The organism is Novosphingobium sp. KA1 (assembly GCF_017309955.1).
GTDB lineage: Bacteria > Pseudomonadota > Alphaproteobacteria > Sphingomonadales > Sphingomonadaceae > Novosphingobium.
This window is the reverse complement of the sequence record NZ_CP021247.1, coordinates 1,160,933-1,177,470: the sequence shown is the minus strand read 5'-3', so window position 1 is coordinate 1,177,470 and position 16,538 is coordinate 1,160,933. Positions and strand designations below refer to the sequence as shown.

21 protein-coding genes are annotated in these 16,538 nt (G+C 68.9%); 1 reads left to right on the top strand and 20 read right to left on the bottom strand.

What is annotated here, in order from left to right:
• Window positions 1-24: 24 nt before the first annotated feature.
• The 17 genes from CA833_RS05870 to CA833_RS05790 form a co-directional block, all read right to left on the bottom strand.
• The gene (locus tag CA833_RS05870) at window positions 25-2,220 is read right to left on the bottom strand and encodes a phage tail protein (RefSeq protein WP_207079522.1); all 2,196 of its coding nucleotides are present in this window, start codon (window positions 2,218-2,220) and stop codon (window positions 25-27) included.
• A 1-nt stretch (window position 2,221) separates the two neighbouring features.
• Window positions 2,222-2,623, bottom strand: a complete 402-nt coding sequence (locus CA833_RS05865) for a hypothetical protein (RefSeq protein ID WP_207079521.1) — start codon at window positions 2,621-2,623, stop codon at window positions 2,222-2,224.
• Window positions 2,620-3,444 carry a DUF2163 domain-containing protein gene (locus CA833_RS05860; RefSeq protein WP_207079520.1) on the bottom strand — a complete coding sequence of 275 codons (825 nt, stop codon included), beginning with the start codon at window positions 3,442-3,444 and terminating at the stop codon, window positions 2,620-2,622. The genes CA833_RS05865 and CA833_RS05860 overlap by 4 nt, the downstream gene beginning before the upstream one ends.
• Entirely contained in the window at window positions 3,441-5,789 is a 2,349-nt protein-coding gene (locus tag CA833_RS05855) for a DUF2460 domain-containing protein (protein ID WP_207079519.1), read from the bottom strand. The genes CA833_RS05860 and CA833_RS05855 overlap by 4 nt, the downstream gene beginning before the upstream one ends.
• A 17-nt stretch (window positions 5,790-5,806) precedes the next feature.
• Window positions 5,807-6,379, bottom strand: coding sequence for a tail tape measure protein (locus CA833_RS05850; RefSeq protein ID WP_207079518.1), 573 nt, complete (start codon window positions 6,377-6,379; stop codon window positions 5,807-5,809).
• Window positions 6,369-6,569, bottom strand: coding sequence for a phage tail assembly chaperone (locus CA833_RS05845; protein WP_207079517.1), 201 nt, complete (start codon window positions 6,567-6,569; stop codon window positions 6,369-6,371). Before CA833_RS05845 ends, CA833_RS05850 begins: the two co-directional genes overlap by 11 nt.
• Entirely contained in the window at window positions 6,566-6,904 is a 339-nt protein-coding gene (locus CA833_RS05840; RefSeq protein ID WP_242526289.1) for a gene transfer agent family protein, read from the bottom strand. Before CA833_RS05840 ends, CA833_RS05845 begins: the two co-directional genes overlap by 4 nt.
• An 11-nt stretch (window positions 6,905-6,915) precedes the next feature.
• On the bottom strand, window positions 6,916-7,323 hold the full coding sequence (locus CA833_RS05835) for a phage major tail protein, TP901-1 family (RefSeq protein ID WP_142636875.1): 408 nt from the start codon (window positions 7,321-7,323) through the stop codon (window positions 6,916-6,918).
• Window positions 7,324-7,441: 118 nt separating this feature from the next.
• Entirely contained in the window at window positions 7,442-7,831 is a 390-nt protein-coding gene (locus tag CA833_RS05830) for a DUF3168 domain-containing protein (protein WP_142636877.1), read from the bottom strand.
• 3 nt (window positions 7,832-7,834) lie between these two features.
• Window positions 7,835-8,029 (bottom strand): hypothetical protein, encoded by a 195-nt coding sequence (locus tag CA833_RS05825; protein WP_207079516.1) that lies wholly within the window; start codon window positions 8,027-8,029, stop codon window positions 7,835-7,837.
• Window positions 8,026-8,574: a hypothetical protein gene (locus CA833_RS05820; RefSeq protein ID WP_207079515.1), complete on the bottom strand. Its 549-nt coding sequence runs from the start codon at window positions 8,572-8,574 to the stop codon at window positions 8,026-8,028. Before CA833_RS05820 ends, CA833_RS05825 begins: the two co-directional genes overlap by 4 nt.
• Before the next feature lie 127 nt (window positions 8,575-8,701).
• A complete protein-coding gene (locus tag CA833_RS05815; RefSeq protein WP_207079514.1) occupies window positions 8,702-9,841 on the bottom strand; it encodes a phage major capsid protein in 1,140 nt (379 codons plus the stop codon).
• 72 nt (window positions 9,842-9,913) lie between these two features.
• Window positions 9,914-10,315 (bottom strand): HK97 family phage prohead protease, encoded by a 402-nt coding sequence (locus tag CA833_RS05810; protein WP_242526288.1) that lies wholly within the window; start codon window positions 10,313-10,315, stop codon window positions 9,914-9,916.
• Complete coding sequence (locus tag CA833_RS05805; RefSeq protein WP_142636885.1) at window positions 10,312-10,620, bottom strand: DUF6127 family protein; 309 nt, start codon at window positions 10,618-10,620, stop codon at window positions 10,312-10,314. The genes CA833_RS05810 and CA833_RS05805 overlap by 4 nt, the downstream gene beginning before the upstream one ends.
• The gene (locus tag CA833_RS05800) at window positions 10,617-11,789 is read right to left on the bottom strand and encodes a phage portal protein (RefSeq protein WP_207079513.1); all 1,173 of its coding nucleotides are present in this window, start codon (window positions 11,787-11,789) and stop codon (window positions 10,617-10,619) included. Before CA833_RS05800 ends, CA833_RS05805 begins: the two co-directional genes overlap by 4 nt.
• 55 nt (window positions 11,790-11,844) lie before the next feature.
• Complete coding sequence (locus CA833_RS05795; RefSeq protein ID WP_207079512.1) at window positions 11,845-13,173, bottom strand: DNA-packaging protein; 1,329 nt, start codon at window positions 13,171-13,173, stop codon at window positions 11,845-11,847.
• Window positions 13,166-13,669, bottom strand: coding sequence for a hypothetical protein (locus CA833_RS05790; RefSeq protein ID WP_207079511.1), 504 nt, complete (start codon window positions 13,667-13,669; stop codon window positions 13,166-13,168). The genes CA833_RS05795 and CA833_RS05790 overlap by 8 nt, the downstream gene beginning before the upstream one ends.
• 188 nt (window positions 13,670-13,857) lie before the next feature.
• Here CA833_RS05790 and CA833_RS05785 point away from each other — a divergent pair, with 188 nt between their 5' ends.
• Window positions 13,858-14,496: a YqaA family protein gene (locus CA833_RS05785; RefSeq protein WP_207079510.1), complete on the top strand. Its 639-nt coding sequence runs from the start codon at window positions 13,858-13,860 to the stop codon at window positions 14,494-14,496.
• A 140-nt stretch (window positions 14,497-14,636) separates the two neighbouring features.
• Here CA833_RS05785 and CA833_RS05780 read toward each other — a convergent pair whose 3' ends face one another.
• From CA833_RS05780 to CA833_RS05770, 3 genes are read right to left on the bottom strand one after another with little or no spacing between them, the layout of a single operon-like run.
• A complete protein-coding gene (locus CA833_RS05780; RefSeq protein WP_207079509.1) occupies window positions 14,637-14,927 on the bottom strand; it encodes an antibiotic biosynthesis monooxygenase in 291 nt (96 codons plus the stop codon).
• Window positions 14,924-15,331: a VOC family protein gene (locus CA833_RS05775; RefSeq protein WP_207079508.1), complete on the bottom strand. Its 408-nt coding sequence runs from the start codon at window positions 15,329-15,331 to the stop codon at window positions 14,924-14,926. The genes CA833_RS05780 and CA833_RS05775 overlap by 4 nt, the downstream gene beginning before the upstream one ends.
• Window positions 15,332-15,336: 5 nt before the next feature.
• Window positions 15,337-16,500 carry a S9 family peptidase gene (locus tag CA833_RS05770; RefSeq protein ID WP_207079507.1) on the bottom strand — a complete coding sequence of 388 codons (1,164 nt, stop codon included), beginning with the start codon at window positions 16,498-16,500 and terminating at the stop codon, window positions 15,337-15,339.
• Window positions 16,501-16,538 lie beyond the last annotated feature (38 nt).

The window sequence follows — 16,538 nt, the reverse complement described above, 5'->3', positions numbered from 1 at the left end:
GAGGTTGCCGCAGGTCGCTGCGCGTCAGGCTATGGGGCCGAGATCCAGTTGATCGGACAATGCGAAAGTTCCCTTTTGCACCACATGGAATCGTTCATCCGGGGCCTGGGCGGCGAGCGCGGCATGGACCTGCGGTGCGATGTCGAGCGAGGCCTGGCCGGTCGTCCATTGGGCAAGGGGGGAACCGGGAGGGCCGTAACTGACAATATAGCTCTCGGTTTCCTCGATCAGCGGAACGTCGACGCCGTCGCGCCAGTCATGCAGTCCGCGCGCGCGCCGGGTCCATTCGAAGCGCCGGGTGCCATCGGCGAGGATACGCTTGCGGGCATGGACGGGGGCGGGCGGGCGCAAGGTGAGACCGGACAGGGCCACGCCCGTTCCCACGCCTTGCGGATCGCCCAGGCCGATCGCCACGATCCGGCGCGTACTGTTGCTGCCAAGCTTGGCCGGATCCAGCGATGTCAGGCGCGAGTCGACCAGGACGAACGTTTCGCCTGCCGCGTGTGTCGCAATTCCGTTCTCGGTCGCGCCGCGACCACGCAGCAATCCGGTCAAACGCCATGTCCCGCCGGAGAGGAGTGTCGCTTGCGCGAACTGGATAAGCTCCTCGCCGACAAGCGCCACGTTTGCGCCTTCGGCAAGCTGGCGTGCCGTAGCCGAGGCCAGTTGCATGTCATTGTCGGCCAATTGCACGATGATCTCCGAGCCCCGGTCGTAACGAAGCGGCGATGCGGCGGCCACCAGGTTCGTGACACGTCCCATGACGCAGCGGGTTCGCCCGCTCGGCCCGAGCGGCAGCAGGGAACCGTCTCCTCGGTCGGCATATAGCGCCGCGCCGTTCCAGTTGGCTTGGCCGGATGATACGGCGGCGAGGGGCCGCGCCGTAGCGGGCGAACCGATCGCCGGATCATAGGGCAATTCGAAGGCGGCAAGCAGGGTCGGGGCGGAAGGCAGGTCTTCCTGCTGGTGCGCCTGCCCAGGATCCGTGGGCAACGCCAGAGACCAGGCGCTTTCGGTCGGAGGCATGCGCTCGGCGGTGATTTCAATGCCGGTATCGCGCCATTCCCATTCGCGCACGCGCCATCGTCCCGGCATCTGGTCGAAACTGACGCAGGCTCCAGGCGCAATGTCGCCATCGAGTTCCGCGGTGCGCCAGGTGACCGTGTCACGGCTCCAGTCGAGCCGGCCGGAAACACGTTCGACAAGCGCGCGCGCGCGGGATGCCTCGAGCGCGGCAGGAAGTTCGAGGGTGCGGGGCTGTCCCGGCGTTGCCCGGCCGGTCGCGTGCTGGACGCCGGGAAGATAATCGCGCGACACGTCATAGTAGCGCAGGCTCGACACCGGTTGCTCGGCGCGCGGCGCACGGCGCCGGGACATGCCGGTGGCGGCGCTGAATTCGTCATCGCCCACAGCGCGCGTCGCTTCGCTGACGGTTTTGGGTGCGCTCTGATAACGTTCGCGTGCAATGACGAGGCGTGTGCCGGCACAATCGATGTCGAGCGGATAGACGCAATCAAGCGTCGCCAGCGCATCTGCCAAGGCGCCGTCACTGGTGAAACCGGCCAGTTCGTCGAATGTCGTTTGCGTGTCGACCTGGTCGATGACCTCGCCGAGAATGTCGGCAAGGTCGAAGCCTGCGTCGGCGATGACCTCGAATGTCAGCGACGGGATGTGATTGTAGAATCCCGAGAGGTCGAGATCCTCGAAAACGACATAGGCAAGGTCGCGGTGGGCCGGGCACTGTCCGGCACCTTGTGCCGCAGCGAGCAGGGGGTCCAGTTCGCCGTCACCGGTTCCGCGGTGGATGCGCAGGGTGCCGCCGGCCTTGAGATCGCCGGCTTCGCCGCGCAGCAGCTTGCCATCGGCCCAGATCCTGCCGAGGCCGAGAATCGGGCGGCTGGACAGGGCAACCGCGAAGCTGGCCGTATAGCTGTAGGCCGTGACCGATGCGGCACCCTTGCCGCCGCCGGTGACTTCGCTGTGTTCGACCAGGTTGGCGGCCCAGATCATCTGTCCGCCGACACGCATGCGGCCGAAATGGCGGGCGATCGGCTGGCCATAGCTGGACGTGGTGACGTCCAGTTCCTTGAGCCGCGCGCCCTGACGATTGGGGGAGCCGAACAGGGCGGCGTCGACCTGGCTGCCCACCAATGATCCCACGGCCCCTCCGACCGGACCGGCGACCATCGTGCCGACCGCGCTGAAAACGAGCGTTGCCATTTCAATTCCTCGGATTTTGCACGCGCCAATGGCCGATCAGGGGCCAGTGGTCGGGGCAGGGGCCTGCGACCACCCGGCGCAGACCGGCGTGGGCGTGAACGATGAGGTTCCCCTTCGCGGCGATCGCGAAATGGAACTGGGCGGGGCCGGGGCGGAACAGCAGCACGTCTCCGGGGAGGACCTTGCCCCCGGCTGGTACCAGCCCCAGCGCCGATGCCAGGCGCTCGATCGCCTCCAGGTTTCCTCCGCGCAGGGCATAGCCGTTGGGGAAGGCGGCAGTCCTGCCGATGGCGAGAGCCAGCACGCCGACACAGTCGAGCCCGCAGCGGGGATCGCGGCCATGCAGACGAAACGGCGTGCCCACGAGGGCCGACGCGGCGCGAGCTATCTCGTCACCGGTCATGAACCGGGAGTTGGATAGCGGGTCAGCAGATCGTTGCCGGGCAGGAATGGCTCGCCGCGAAAGTTCACGGCATTGCCGAAACGCGATGCGCAGGTCGCCAGCGTGTGGTCGCAGCCTTCGCGGACAAGCGCCCGCGCACCCGCGGGGATCGGCGGGACGAGCGGCGTGTCAAGTATCACGCCCTGGCCGGTGCTGGCGGCCTGGATGCCCATGGTCATGCCTGCCATGGGCCCATCAAGCCAGCGCAGCGTTCCCCCGGCATGGCCGGTTGAATCGAAGGCACCACCGAACAGGACGGCATTGCTGTCCAGATCGACGTCCAGAACCTGCCGCTCGCGGGTGAAGGCGGCCGGGGAAAGGTTGCAGCCCGGTCCGCAGAACCGGGCGCGGCAGGTGGGGCTGGTGCGCGGCACCGGATCGCGCAGCAGTTCGGCCTTGCGCGAGACGAGTTCGGCGCCAAAGCGTCCATCCTCTTCGCGGACCGTGCCGATGGTTCCGGCGTAGAGGACGCTCGCCTCCAGGGTTTCCCAGTCGACGAGGCCGATATGCACGCCGGCGTCGTCGAAACGGCCCGCCGCAAGGTCACCGGCTGCAATGGCATCGTGGGTGAGCGTTCCCTGCACTTCGGCGCTGTCCGCCTCGAAGCCTGCCGATTTGCGGATCGAGGAGGGGACCATGCCGGGGGAGGCGTGGTGGCGGACACCGTCGAACCACAGGTCGACGTCGTGCGTGGTGAAACCCAGCGTCACGCCGTCGCTGCGCAAGATGCGCCAGAACGTCGCGACGGTTTCGAGCTCGGTGGCGAACCAGGCGCGGGTCATGCGGCCTCCCGGATCTCGACGACGGGAACGCTGGGGGCCTCACCGGCCGCAAAGGCGGACCCGGCGATTTCGAGGCTGTCCTCGGCAAAGCGCACCGGCACGTCGAACTCGAAACCGGCGCTGATGCGGGCGCCGGCCGGGGGCGCCGTTTCGAACACGATCACGCCGAGCGGCAACAGCCTCCAGTTGCCGACCTGCACGGTGCCGTCGAGCGCAACGGTCAGGCTGGAGACATCGGGCCGGGTGATGCGGCGGACCTGCAGGGCCTCTTCGCTTCCATAATGCTTGATCAGCGCAAAGTCGGCGCGCAGGCCGTCGCCGATACCGAGCAGCTGATCGGCGGCGGCGGGCAGGCCGGTCATGCCATTGGAGCTGAAGTCGCTGGGATCGCGCAGGCGAAAACCGCGGGCCGGGCCCCGGCGTGCGCGGAAGAAGGCGATCAGTTCGCCCAGTTCCGCATCCGAGCGAACGCCGGGGCCGACATCGAAGCGCAGGCGCGCGTTCGACCAGAGGCTGTTACGACGCTCGAAACCGGAGGCGGTGACCGAGATCGTCGTCGAAAATTCGGGTATCACGGTGGCGTCGCGGCCCAGCGCGATCGGATAGAGTACATCGTCGAAGGCCTGCATCGGATCGGTTCCTGAACTGTCGGAGGGTGGCGGCGGCAGGCGGACAAAGCCGTCGCGGGCGATCTGGGGGAGCGCCCAGACCACGATTTCGTGGGGGGCGCGGGTGAGGGCTTCGTCGATACCGGCATCGATGCGCTGCCATTGGGCGGCCTCATCGCCGCTCAGCACGAAGCCGGCGAGGTAGTCCTGCTGTTCCGGCGGGTAGCCAAGCCGGGCATCGATGGTGGCATAGGCTTCCCGCCGCAAGGCATCGGCACCGGCGGTGAGCCAGTCGTAGTCTTCCACCTGCAGCCGGTCGAAGGCCGGGGCTGCCCAGCCGACCGGCAGATTGGCGCGGCGCAGTTCGGGCATGGCCGGATCCAGCACGGTCGGCGTGAAGACCAGCGCCAGGGCTTCCACCGGGGAGGGCGCCACATCGGCGCGGATCGCGGCGACAAGGGCGGCGGTCGACTGGGCCAGCAGCGCGCCGGCGGCATCGAGAAGCGCGGTCTGGGCGCCATCGAGCGGCGCGCGCATGTCGGTGATGGCGGGCGGGGAACCGCCGAACGCGCTCCGGGCCGCTTCGTCATAAAGGCAGATGCGGCCGTCGGCAAAAGTCCACCACCAGGGTTCGCCGACCTGGAAGCGGACGGGGGCACCGGCTGCCACCATCAGCCCGGCCACCGCCTTGCCGACCGACTGGAGCCAGAGCATCGCCGGCGCGCAAGCGGGCGAAAGCAGGGTGGAGGGCGGATCCCAGCCGGTCAGCGCGGCATGGCCGTCCAGATCGCGCTGCTTCCAGCCGGCGGGGGCATGCTGGTCGAGCACTTCGTAGGACAGCGAGGCAATCGGGCTGAGGCCCCGGGCGACGCATTCGGTAAAGAAGGCCTTGTGCCAGGCACGGGTCGGGGTGTTCAGCGGATCGCTGCCGGTGCCGACACGATAGCCGCTCTCGCCATGGGTGAGCCGGAAATGGTGGCTCATGCCGAGGTAATGGACGATCGAGCCGCGATAGCCGAGCTGGACGGCGTTGCGGATCAGCCGTCTTGGGCATTGCACGCCCTGATCGTCGAAACCGGTGGCGATGGCGAGGCCGTGCGGCGGCACGATCACGTCGCCGATCTCCAGCATGGCGCGGGCACCGTCGGCGCGGATTTCGCTCAGTTCGATCCAGCCTTCGGCTTCGGCGGCGAGCGGCTCGGTGCTGGTGCCGTCGTAGCCGGGCGGGGCGAACGAGATGAACAGGCGCTCGATCGCGCGCGGCCAGACCGGATCGGCTTCGGCCGGAAGCATGAAGCCGCCGTCGAGGTCGGAGAATCGCAAGGTCACCACGGCATCCTCGCCGGTGCCCTCGGCATAGTTCCAGAGGCGCACGTACCAGGTGCGCGCGGTGCCGGTCTCGTCGCGGCCCTCGATGGTCAGGGTCGGGCCGTTGACCGCATCGAGCGGCACCACGCCTGCCGAGCGCCAGCGGAAACGCAGCGCGGTATGGGCATAGTCGCGGTCGGTGCGGTAGGCGAGCAGGGGGTGGTCGAAGCGGTCCTCGCTTTCCCAGATCAGCCCGCCAAGGTCGGCCTTGCGCAGGAAGGCGGCATCGACGCGCAGGCTGTCTGCGGACGTCGAGACCAGCGCGGCCATCATCGGGCGGGGGAAGTTGACCGTCCAGAAACGCGGATCGAAACGCTGGATCCAGTCGCTGGCCTGCCCTTCGCGCCTGTTCGCGAGCCAGAATGCCATGGGAATTCTCCGGTATGTCAGCGGGTGGAAAGCGCGCGGCGCACGGTGCTGGCGACCTGGCGCGAGGAGCGCTGCAGCGACTGCGGAACGCTGCTGCCGCGCGGGCTGGAAAGGTGGATCGAGACTTTCACATCTCGACCGGCGCCGCTGCCGTTCCCGGTCTCGATCCGACCCGCCGACGTCGGCACGAACATTTCCGGTCCGCGTTCGCCGACGATATAGCCCCGTCCTGGAGAGACATTGCCGCCGGTCGCGCGGCCCGGCAGGCCGAGCAGGCCCGAGAACAGACCGGACAGGCTCGCGGTGCTGCTGCCGGGCGAGGAGGAGCCGCCCAGCGAGGAGAACAGGCCCTGCACCGACTGCGCGGCGATGTCGGACAGCGTGCCGAGGGCCACGCGCTTGAGATCGTCGAAGCCGAGACTGCCGCGTTGGATGGCGCCGGTCAGCCCTTTTTCCAGGGCCTGTCCGGCCTGGGTGAATCCGGAGACGAGGTTGCTATCGACGCTGGAACGCATCCGGGCGATGTCGCGCGTGAAGCCATCGGTGCTGGCGCGCACGTCCACCAGCAGGCTGTCGATTTCATCGCTCATGGTCGTTTTCCATCAGTTTCTGGAGGGTCTCGCGGTCGATTCCGGGGGCGTCGGTGACGGCGGGCAGGCCAAGGGCGGCGGCGAGTTCGGCGGGGGTGGCTGCCCAGAACTCGCCGGGGCGCCAGCCGAGCGTGCGCGCGGCGAGACCGCAAAGGGCAAGGGCTGCCGAAGCGAACCGCTCCCCGCTCATCCTGCGCCCTTGAGAATCTGGCCGAGCAAAGTGCGCAGCGGCGCGGCGCAGGCGGCAAGCCCGGCGGCGAGGACGGCTTCGCCTACCGCCTCTCGTGGCGGTCGGCCCTGTGCATCGAGGCAGTGCCAGAACAGTGCCGCCATCTCCGAAAGGCGCAGCTGCCCCGCCCCGGCCCGCTCGACGAGGGCGAAAAGCGGGCCGAGTTCCTCTTCGGCGGCCACCAGCGCGGTGAAGGTCGGTCGCAGCCGGTGGGAGGCATCGCCGATGGCGAGCATGGCCTCGCCGCGCAGGCCATTGGCCGGAGACGCGGCCCCCGTCATCCCGAGTTCCGTCATCCCGAGCTCCGTCATGCCGATGCGACCGTGCCGGAGCTTTCGAGCTGGATCGTGTAATTGCGCTCGCCGTTGAAGTCGCCGGCGTAGTCCAGCCGCTGGACGAGGAACTTGCCGCGCAGCTTGTCGCCGTCCTCGAAGCTCAGTTCGTAGTCGGCAAGCGTGCCCGCCATGGCATTGGTGCGGATGCGGGCTTCGGCGGCGCTGCCGAGGAAAATTCCCGCAGCGCTGACCGAAACCGAACGCACGCCCGCGCCCGACAGCAGTTCGCGCCAGCCGCCGCTGTCCTTGCTGGTGATGACGACAGTATCGCTGGTGACCGACATCTGCGTGGTGCGCAGACCGGCGACGGTCTGATAGACGGCGGGCGTTGCGCCGTCGGAGATCTTGAGAAGGAAGGCGCTGCCTTTCTGGGCGGGCATGGAATGTCTCCTGTGATCGGGGCTGGATCGGTGAGGCTTCGACAGGCTCAGCCTGAGCGGGAGGAGAGCAGGCACCCAGCTCCGCTCATCCTGAGCTTGTCGAAGGATTGCCTGAGGGTCAGGCCGCCATGAGGCGGAAGCGGTATTCGAGCAGGATCGCGCGGCGGCTTTCGCCGCGCTGCTCGGCGCGGGCGCGCAGGAACTGGGCGGTGACGATCTGGAACGCGGGCTGCGTGCGCGGCAGGCTCTCGACCCGCGCTTCGATTCCACGGACGAGGGTTCCCGCGGCATCGGGGGCATCGCCCCGGCAATGGAGCTCCAGCGCCACGCGGATCTCGCGGCCGGGAGCGGTCTTGCAGCTCCAGTCGGCACTCGCGCTCGAAGCGATGGCGAGCCAGGGCAGGCTGGTGCGCGCGGGGGCTTCCTCGGCCACCGCGTTGAGTTCGGCGGCCAGCACGGGATCGGCGGCAAGCCAGTCGATCAGCGCGGCGCGAAGGGCGATTTCCATGGACTATCCTTTCGCGAAAAGCGGCCAGAGGAGATCCGCGCGGCGCCACCGGCTTTTGTCCCCGCGCGCGGCGAGGGCCTGCGATTCGGCGTTGGCGGCGGTAACGGCAGTCGCGATGGCGGCGGCGCGGGCGGTGAGGCGCCGGGCGAGGGCGTCGAAGGCCTTGTCCACCCGGGTCTCGATCAGGCCGCTGCTCATGCCAGCCGCATCCGGCGCCAGGGCCGCCAGAGCGCGGCGACCGAGGCGGGCGGCAGCGGCGAAGCGCCCTCGTTCTCGCGTTCGCGGTGCTGGTGGGCGGCAAGGCGGATCATGCCGTGGCGCAGGGCATCGGGCAGGCCATCCCAGTTGGCGGCGAGGCCCGCCGTGAAGCGGACGGCGACGCGGCTGGCTGCGGCGGGCATCGGCAGCCGCACCCGGCCGCTGCCATCGGCACCGAGGTCGACCTCGTACATGCCGGAGGAAAGCGGAAAGCGAGTGCCGTCGGCGGCAATTCCGTCGAGCGCGGCGATGGCCTGAACCGGACGCGTGGCCAGTACGTTCCAGCCGGGGTAGGCAGGCAGCGTTTCCTCGCACGAGGCGGCGAGCGGCATGACGCCGGTAAAGGCCTCGAACATGTCGAGTGTGCTCGCAAGGAGCTGCGCAAGCGGAGCGTCGTCGCGCGCGGTGGTGATGCCGAGCCACTGCTTGAGCTCGGCAAGCGCCGAGGACGGCAGGGTGGCCGGCGTAAGGATGACCCGGTGCATGGGTGTCTCCGATCAGGAGGAAAACAGGCGCAGGGGGCGGCCCGGTGAGGGGCGGCACCAGACCACCCCCTGCGTGAAAGCGGGGCCTCGGGGAGGGAGGAGGGCCCCCCGAGGCATGCCGCTTCCGTCAGGCCGAGATCTTGAGCAGCTTGATCGCGTCCGAATCGAGCACCTGCCCGCCGATCCGCTTCGTTGCGTAGAAGTTGACGAAGGGCTTGTTGGTATAGGGATCGCGCAGGATCGAGGTCGTGCTGCGCTCCGTGATCAGGTAGCCGGCGCGGAAGTTGCCGAAGGCGATCGGGAAGGCATTGGCGGCGACATCGGGCATGTCCTCGGCCTCGACCACCGGATAACCCAGCAGGCGGTTGGGCTGGCCTTCCATCAGCCCGGGCTGCCACAGGAACGAGCCGTCGGCGGCCTTGAGCTTGCGCACCACCGCCAGCGTCTTGGAGTTCATCACCCAGCTGGCGCCCTGGCGGTGGCCGCCCTTCAGTGAATGGACAAGGTCGATCAGTTTCAGTTCCGGCGCGGTGTCGAAGCCGCCGGCATTGCCGGAGACGAGGAACTGCAGGGTGCCGAACGCGCGGGCGCCGTCAGCCGTCGCGGCGGTGGGAGCGGCCAGAAAGCCCTTGGGCTGGTTGGTGCCGGTGCCGGTGATGAAGGCGGCGCCTTCGGCGCGGGCGAATTCCATCGCGATCTCGTCCGCCAGCCAGGTCTGGATGTCGAACATGGCATCGTCGAGCATGGCCTGGCTTGCCGAGGGATTGGCGTAGAGTTCGCCGGAGGGCGGCACGATCTCGGCAAGGCTGGGGCTGGCGGTCTCGACGCGGGCGCCGGTCTCGCTGACCCAGCCCGAGGCGGTGCCGCCGGTGTTGATCAGCTTGCGATAACCGGCCGTACCGGTCTGCACGACCTGGGCGATCGAGCGGATCGGGCTGACGTTCTTGAGGCGGCTGGAAATCAGCGCGTCGATCTCGCGCGGGACCGCATAGCCGCCGTCCGCGGCGACGAGGCCCGACATCGATTTCAGCTCGGTCTCGCGGCCCATGCGCAAGTAGCCGTCGACAAAGCCCTTCACTTCGACCGAGGCGGCGGTGGCGGCGCCCTCGATCAGCGGGCGGGCGGCGGCGCGGCCGACGCGGTCGAGCCGCGACTTCACGTCCTCGACATCGCCGCGCAGCGCTTCGACGGCGGCTTCGGTGGCGTCCTGGCGGGTGACAAGATCGAACGAGGAGTCGAGCGCTTCGACCGGGTTCGTGGATTCCATGGGGCATTCACCTTTCGCTTGGGAGCCGCCGGACGGGCGGCGGAAAACTGTCGGGAGGACGGGAAGGCAGAGTCAGGAAACGAGGTGCACCCGCGCGCCGTGCTGCATCGGGTGGGTGACGAGGCTGACTTCGAACAGTTCGAGGTCGAGCAGTTCGCGTCCCGCCGCATCCTGGCGGCTGGAGCGCGCGCGGTAGCCGAACGACAGGCCGTTGACGGTGCCGCGCCTGAGCGCGAGGCCGGCGGCGCCGTCGGGATTGTCGATCCTGGCCACCACCCGCAGGCCGCGCGCGTCCTCGGCAGCGGTCTCGACCCAGCCGATGCGCACGTCTGGCCGGTGCTGCCAGTAGAGCGGCAGCGGATCGCGGCGCTCGGCCAGGGTGCGGGCAAAGGCGCCGGGGCGGATGGTGTCGCGGCCGGAATCGCGCCGATCGAACAGCGCGGCATAGCCAGCGAAGCGCAAGTCGCGGCTCAACGCAGCAGCTCCGTGGTGCCGCAGCGCACCGCCAGGCCAAGCAGCAGCGCGGCCAGCACCGCGCGCACAAACCAGCCGATGGCGGCGGCCCGGGCGCTGGACTTGGCGTCGCGCCAGGCCTGCAGCAGTTCGCGCAGTTCGGTGAGGTCGCCGGGCGCGGTGGCATCGTCGAGGCCGATCCGCGACAGCATCCGCCGCGCGCCGACTTCGCTCGCTTCCTCGACCACGGCGCGCAGGGTCACCAGATCGCCGCCTTCGGAGGCCGCCTGTGCCAGCAGACCGGCAAGCATGTCCTTCTGGTTCATGATTTGTTCTCCACTTCCTTCCCGGAATGGGGGCGTTCGGGCAGGCCGAGCAGCGCGCGCTTCTCGTCGCCATCGAGGAAATCGGCGGCGCTCACTTGCGACCAGAGCCGCTCGCGGTCCTCGGCCAGCGCGGGGACCTGATCGAGGTCGATGGCAAGGCAGGCCTCGGGGAACCACGGCGCCAGTCCTTCGCAGAGCGCCGCGAAGATCTTGGCGGCCAGCGGCAGCAGCGTCAGCCGCCAGAGCGCGCGGTTGGCCTCGCGGTAATTGGCATAGGTGGCATCGCCCGGCAGGCCGAGCAGCATCGGCGGCACCCCGAAGGCCAGCGCCACGTCGCGGGCGGCGGCGGCCTTGAGCGTGGCGAAGTCCATGTCGGCAGGCGTCAGCGCGATGGCCTGCCACTTGAGCCCGCCTTCCAGCAGCATCGGCCGCCCGGCGTTGTGCGATCCGGCATAGGCCTGGCTCAGTTCGGTCTTGAGCCGGTCGAACTGTTCGGGGGTGAGGGTATCGCCGTCCCCGGTCTCGTAGACCAGCGCGCCGGAGGGGCGGGCGGCGTTTTCGAGAAGCTGGCGGTTCCACCGCGCGGCGGCATTGTGGGTGGCGATCGCCTCGTCGGCGGCGGCAAGGCAACCGGCACCGTAATGATCGTCCGCCGGGTGGAAGTGGCGGATATGGATCACGTTGGGCGAGGCATCCTCGCCGTGCAGCGGGATGGTCATGCGCCGTCCCGCCACGTCATAGGCATAGGCGGCGGGCCAGCCGTCCTCGCCCGCGACGACGGTCACGCGCTCGGGCCTCAGCGCAAAGAGTTCGACCGGGCGCCCGCGCGCGTCCTTGAGCACCTGCACATAGGCATTGCCGTGCAGCAGCAGGTGGCAGGCGAGCGTTTCCAGCAGCGACTGCCCGGCGCTGGTCTCGCCGATGAGCGCGGCGAGCTTCGGATCGGCGGCCTTGAGCGGGGCGCCGGCGATCCCTTCGGCCACCAGCCGCACCGCGCGCTGGGCGACGGGATTCTCGAGATAGGCCCGGCGCACCGCCGAGGCATATTCGAAGGGGGCTCGCCCGCCGTCGCCTTCGGCGAAGAACCAGGGTGAGGCGGGCCCCCGCGCCAAAGGCACGCGGGCACTCTCGCCCTTGAAGGCGGCGACGAGCGTATCGATGAAGGACACGTGGGGTTCCTTTCCAGGCGGGAGGGAGCGGCCGGAGCCGCGCAAGGTTCGTGTTTCAGGGCAAGCGCACTTGCGGGGCCGAAGCCTTGCCGAGCATCAGCTCGGTGAGGGCCCAGACCAGCGCGTCGGCGCGGTCGGGCGAGCGCCCCGGTCCCTGGTAGGAACCACCGGCGACAAGCCCGCAGATCTCGTCTTCCAGCGCCGGGAACAGTCCGGCATGGCGCACGCGTCCGGCCTCGTAGAGCGCGGCCACGGGCTCGGCGCGGGCGACTTTGCCGCGGCTGGCGTGGACCAGCCGCAGCGGCAGCGAAACTTCCGCCGCGCGCAGCACCGAGGCGACCATGGCGCCGCCCTGGTTGGCCTCGGCGATGACGCGGTCGGCGGACCAGGCCGCTGCCGCCTCGGCGACGGCGCGGGCCCAGCGCTCGGGGCCGGCCTTCTCGGCCGAGGCATCGGCCAGCACATGGGCGTTGCCGTCCGCCGAGAGGCCGACGACGACGATGCCGCAGGCGTCTCCGCCCGCAGAAGCGGGCGGATCGACGCCGACGACCACGCGGCAACATGCAGGCGCGCGCGCCTCGCGGCAGCGTTCCAGCAAGGCGCGGCTCCACAGCGCGCCCTCGATGTCGGCGATCAGCTCGCCGTCGATCTCCTGCCTGCCGAGCAGGCTGCGGCCGAAATTGCGGCGCATTGCCGAGAGAAAGCGCGCGGGCAGGTTGGCGGCATTGTCGAAGGTGCTCCCCCGCGTGACGACGACCTCGCCCGAGGCGCTATCCGCCAGCAGCCGCGTGACCAGCGGCATGCTGCGCGGCGTGGTGGTGGCGACCACGCGCGGATCGCGGCCGAGGCGCAGGCCCATCAGCAGGTTGTCCCAGGCCGACGTGGCCCGCCCCGCGGCATTGTCCCACTTGGCGATCTCGTCGCACCAGGCGTGGCTGTGCTGGGGGCCGCGCAGCGATTCGGGCTCGGCGGCCGAATAGAGCGTGGCCTGCGCGCCGCCCGGCCAGGTCAGCCGCCTGAGCGAGGGTTCGAACACCGGGCGGCGCCACGGCGCACCGACCGCGAGCAGTCCGCTCTCGCCCTCGACCATGACCGAGCGCGCCTCGCCCAGATTGGCGGCGACCAGCGCGATGCGGGCATCGGGATTCTCCTCGGCGACAAGGCGCACCCATTCGGCGCCGCAGCGGGTCTTGCCGAAGCCGCGCCCGGCCATGACCAGCCAGACGCGCCAGTCGCCGGCCGGGGCGAGCTGCGAGGGCCGCGCCCGGATCGACCAGTCCCAGCGCCATTCGCGGCGCTCGTTCCGGTCGAGGCTGGCCATGAACGCCTCGATCTCCCCGCTTTCGGCCTCGGTCAGCCAGTCCAGCGGGTCGGCCTCAGCCATCCTGGGGGCCTTCCTCTGCCGCGCGGCGGGCGATAACCTGTTCGCGCAGCTGCGCGATCTTGGCCTGGAGCGAGGCGCGCACGGCGCCGATGTCCTCGTCCTCGCGCATGGCCCGCTCGCGTGCCACGGTCTCGCGGTGGAGGCCGAGCAGGCGCAGGGCATTGGCGTTGTCGAACCTCATCTCGCCGTCCTTGGTTTCGCCGAAGCGCAACCGGTGGAGCAGTTCCAGTTCGAGGTTCTCGTATCCTTCCAGCAGGGCGCCGCGCCAGTCGCGGGCGAAGTCGGGGTCATTGCGGCGCAGCTTGTAGGGGCGGCTGAGGTGGACCCCGGCGGCGAGGGCGGCGGCGCTGACATTCGAGGTTTCCGCCAGCACGGCGAGGAAGGCGGTGCGCCAGTGGCGGTTCAGCTTGTCCTCGCTCCTGGCAAGATCGGCATTGAGCCTCGTCCGACGCTTGCACGGGGCAGCAGCGGACGAAGCGCGCTTCGGCTCGGCCATCCGGAACATCCTGTTGCTGTGAGTGGGGGCGCGAAGGAGCCGCCGGAGCGACTCGGAATTTCGCGATGTTCCTGATATGTACCTAATCGGCGTTACGCTGTCAATAGGAAATAACCAAATAGGTTATTGCTTGCCGCCCGAACCCGTGCCCACTAAGCACGCGGCCATACCTTATTGCGGAGAATTCGATGCTGCGCCGCCTTTACGACTGGACCATGGCCAAGGCGTCGCACCGCCATGCCGGCTGGTGGCTGGCACTCTTCGCGTTCATGGAAGCCAGCTTCTTCCCGGTGCCGCCGCATCCGCTGCTGGGCCTGATGTGTCTGGCCGAACCGAAAAAGGCGATTCGTTATGCGGTGATCGCCACCGCGGCCTCGGTCGTCGGCGGGCTGCTTGGGTATGCCATCGGTCACTTTGCCTATGCCGCCTTCGGCGAGGCGCTGCTGCGCGCGCTGCATCTGGCCGACAGCTTCCCCAAGGCGGCGTGCTATTTGCGCGAATACGGCGCGGAGATCATCATCGTGAAGGGCGCGACGCCGATCCCCTTCAAGCTGCTGACGATCACCGCGGGGTTCATCGGCATGAACCTCTTCGTGTTCCTCGGGGCCTCGGTGATCTCGCGCTCGATCAGCTTCCTGATCGTCGGCGTGCTGTTCCGCCTGTTCGGCGCGCCGATCAAGGCAGTGATCGACAAGCACCTGGGCAAGGTGACGGTGGCCTTCGTGGTGGCGGTGCTCGCCGGGTTCCTGGCGGTTTCGCTGCTGGGCGGCGGCGCCCGGGAAGCCAACCAGAAGTGCGACATGATCGCGGCGGCGAACCAGGCCTGAGCGAGCCTCTGGCAATTCGCGAAACGCGAATTTCGCGGCACCAGCCCGCTCCCCGCTCCCCGCTCCCCGCCCCCCACTCCCGCGCATGCCGGGGGATGCCGTGCCGGGTCTCGTTCAGATCGCGTGTTCAGATCGCGTATTCAGATCGCCTGGGCAAGATGCTCGACGCAAGGCGGCGCCGTGAAGAACGGGCCCGCCAGCGAACGCCAGACCTGAAAACCCTCGGACTCGCGGAAGTCCGTCATGTGGGCCTCGACGCTGTCCCAGCCGACGACGAGGTGATACCGCGCGGGGTTCTCCACCGAGCGGTGCAGCGCGAAGGAGACAAACCCCCCGGCCGCCTCGAAATGCGGGCGCGCCTCGGCAACCGCGGCCTCGAACGCGGCGGCGCGGGCCGGGTCGATGGTGAGTGTGGCCAGTTCGTGGATCACAGGTCCGGCTCCTCGACGAATTCGATCAGGTTGCCCGCGCAGTCGCGGATGAAGCAGCCCTTGCCGAAGGCCTCGCGCACGACAAAGGCGACGTCGGCCTGCTTCTCCTCCATCTCGGCCAGGAAGGCCTCGAGGTCTTCCACCCGGAAGGCGATGTGCTTGTTGCCGTGGGTCTTGAGATCGCGCGGCGGGGAGCGGCGGTCCTCGGGGAGGGGGGCGGCGCCTTCCACCTCGAAGATCTCGAAGCGCAGCGGGCCCTTGCGGACCATGGCGGTGCGGGACCTGGCCGCTTCGATGTAGAACGTCTTCTCGACCGTGAAGCCCAGCACGCGGCCGTACCAGTCGATCGCCTCGTCAAGACTGGGAACGGAGACGCCGCCGTGGTGGAAGGTGAATTCGGCCATCGCGCTCAGCCCATTTCCGCAAAGGTTTCGGCGCACCAGTCGGCGATATAGTCGCGCATGCCGGTGCCGTTGTCGGCGCCGCAGTGCTCGACCTCGAAATCCTTCCTGGTGAAGACGCGGAGCGTGCGCTTGGGGCTGTTCACCGCCTGATCGTAGCTGAGCTGCGCATTGAAGGCGGGGATCTGGCGGTCGTTCTCGCCGTGAGTGATCAGGAAGGGCACGCGGATCTTCTCCACCTGCCCGTCGAGCGTGATCCGGTCGGCGTATTCGAGGAAGGCGTCGCGCCCCCCATTTTGGGCTTCGATGCCGAAGACCCACATGACATGGTCCCAGTAGTGCGGCACCGGGTTCTCGCCTTCGTTGGCCACGCGCTCGCGCTGGCGGCGGCCCCAGACGTGGTTGGCGCCCATCACCGCGCAGAGCGCATAGCGCGGCTCGTTGGCGGCGATGCGCGGTGCGTGATAGCCGCCGAAGGAGAGGCCGAAAATGCCGATCCGGTCATGGATCACGTCATCGCGCGTCAGCAGGTATTCGAGCGCAGGGGTGCCCCAGCGCTCGCCGTCGAACACGGCGGGAAGGCCGCGCTTGCGGATCGCCTCGCCGGTGCCGGGCTGGTCGACGAACAGGGTGTTCATGCCCCGCTCCAGATTCGATTGGCCATGGCCCGCCATGCAGACCTGCTCCTTCATCGAATCGAGCCCGTTGACCGAGACCAGCGTCGGGCGCGGCGTGCCCGAACCGTCGTGGACAAAAATGGCGGTATAGGCGCTGTCCTCGTAGGGGATTTCGACCCTGTCGACATGCAGCCCGCGCAGCTTCGCGCCCTTGTGGAACAGCTCCAGCCCCTTGTCATAGGCGGCCCAGCGCGGGGCATAGTCGCGGCTCTGCATGCGCTCGGCCGCGAGATAATAGCCCGAGGCGCGCAAGTACTTGGTGCCGGCGGAAAGCAGGTAACCGGCCGCCTCATCGCCTTGGGCATTGGCGGTGACCTGATCGGCGACCGCGATCCAGCTGTCGAACATCTGCGCGGAGCCGGCATCGGCGCCGGCCTTGCTCGCGTCCATGATCGGGCGGTTGGCCGCGTCGATCTCGCCGTAATTGCCCCCGCAGGCGAGCGCGAGGTTGGTGGCGAGGTTCCAGACGTAGTTTCCGGGGAACGGTTCGAACATGATCTATCCTGCGGGAAGTTTTGGTTTGTCGCGTTTTC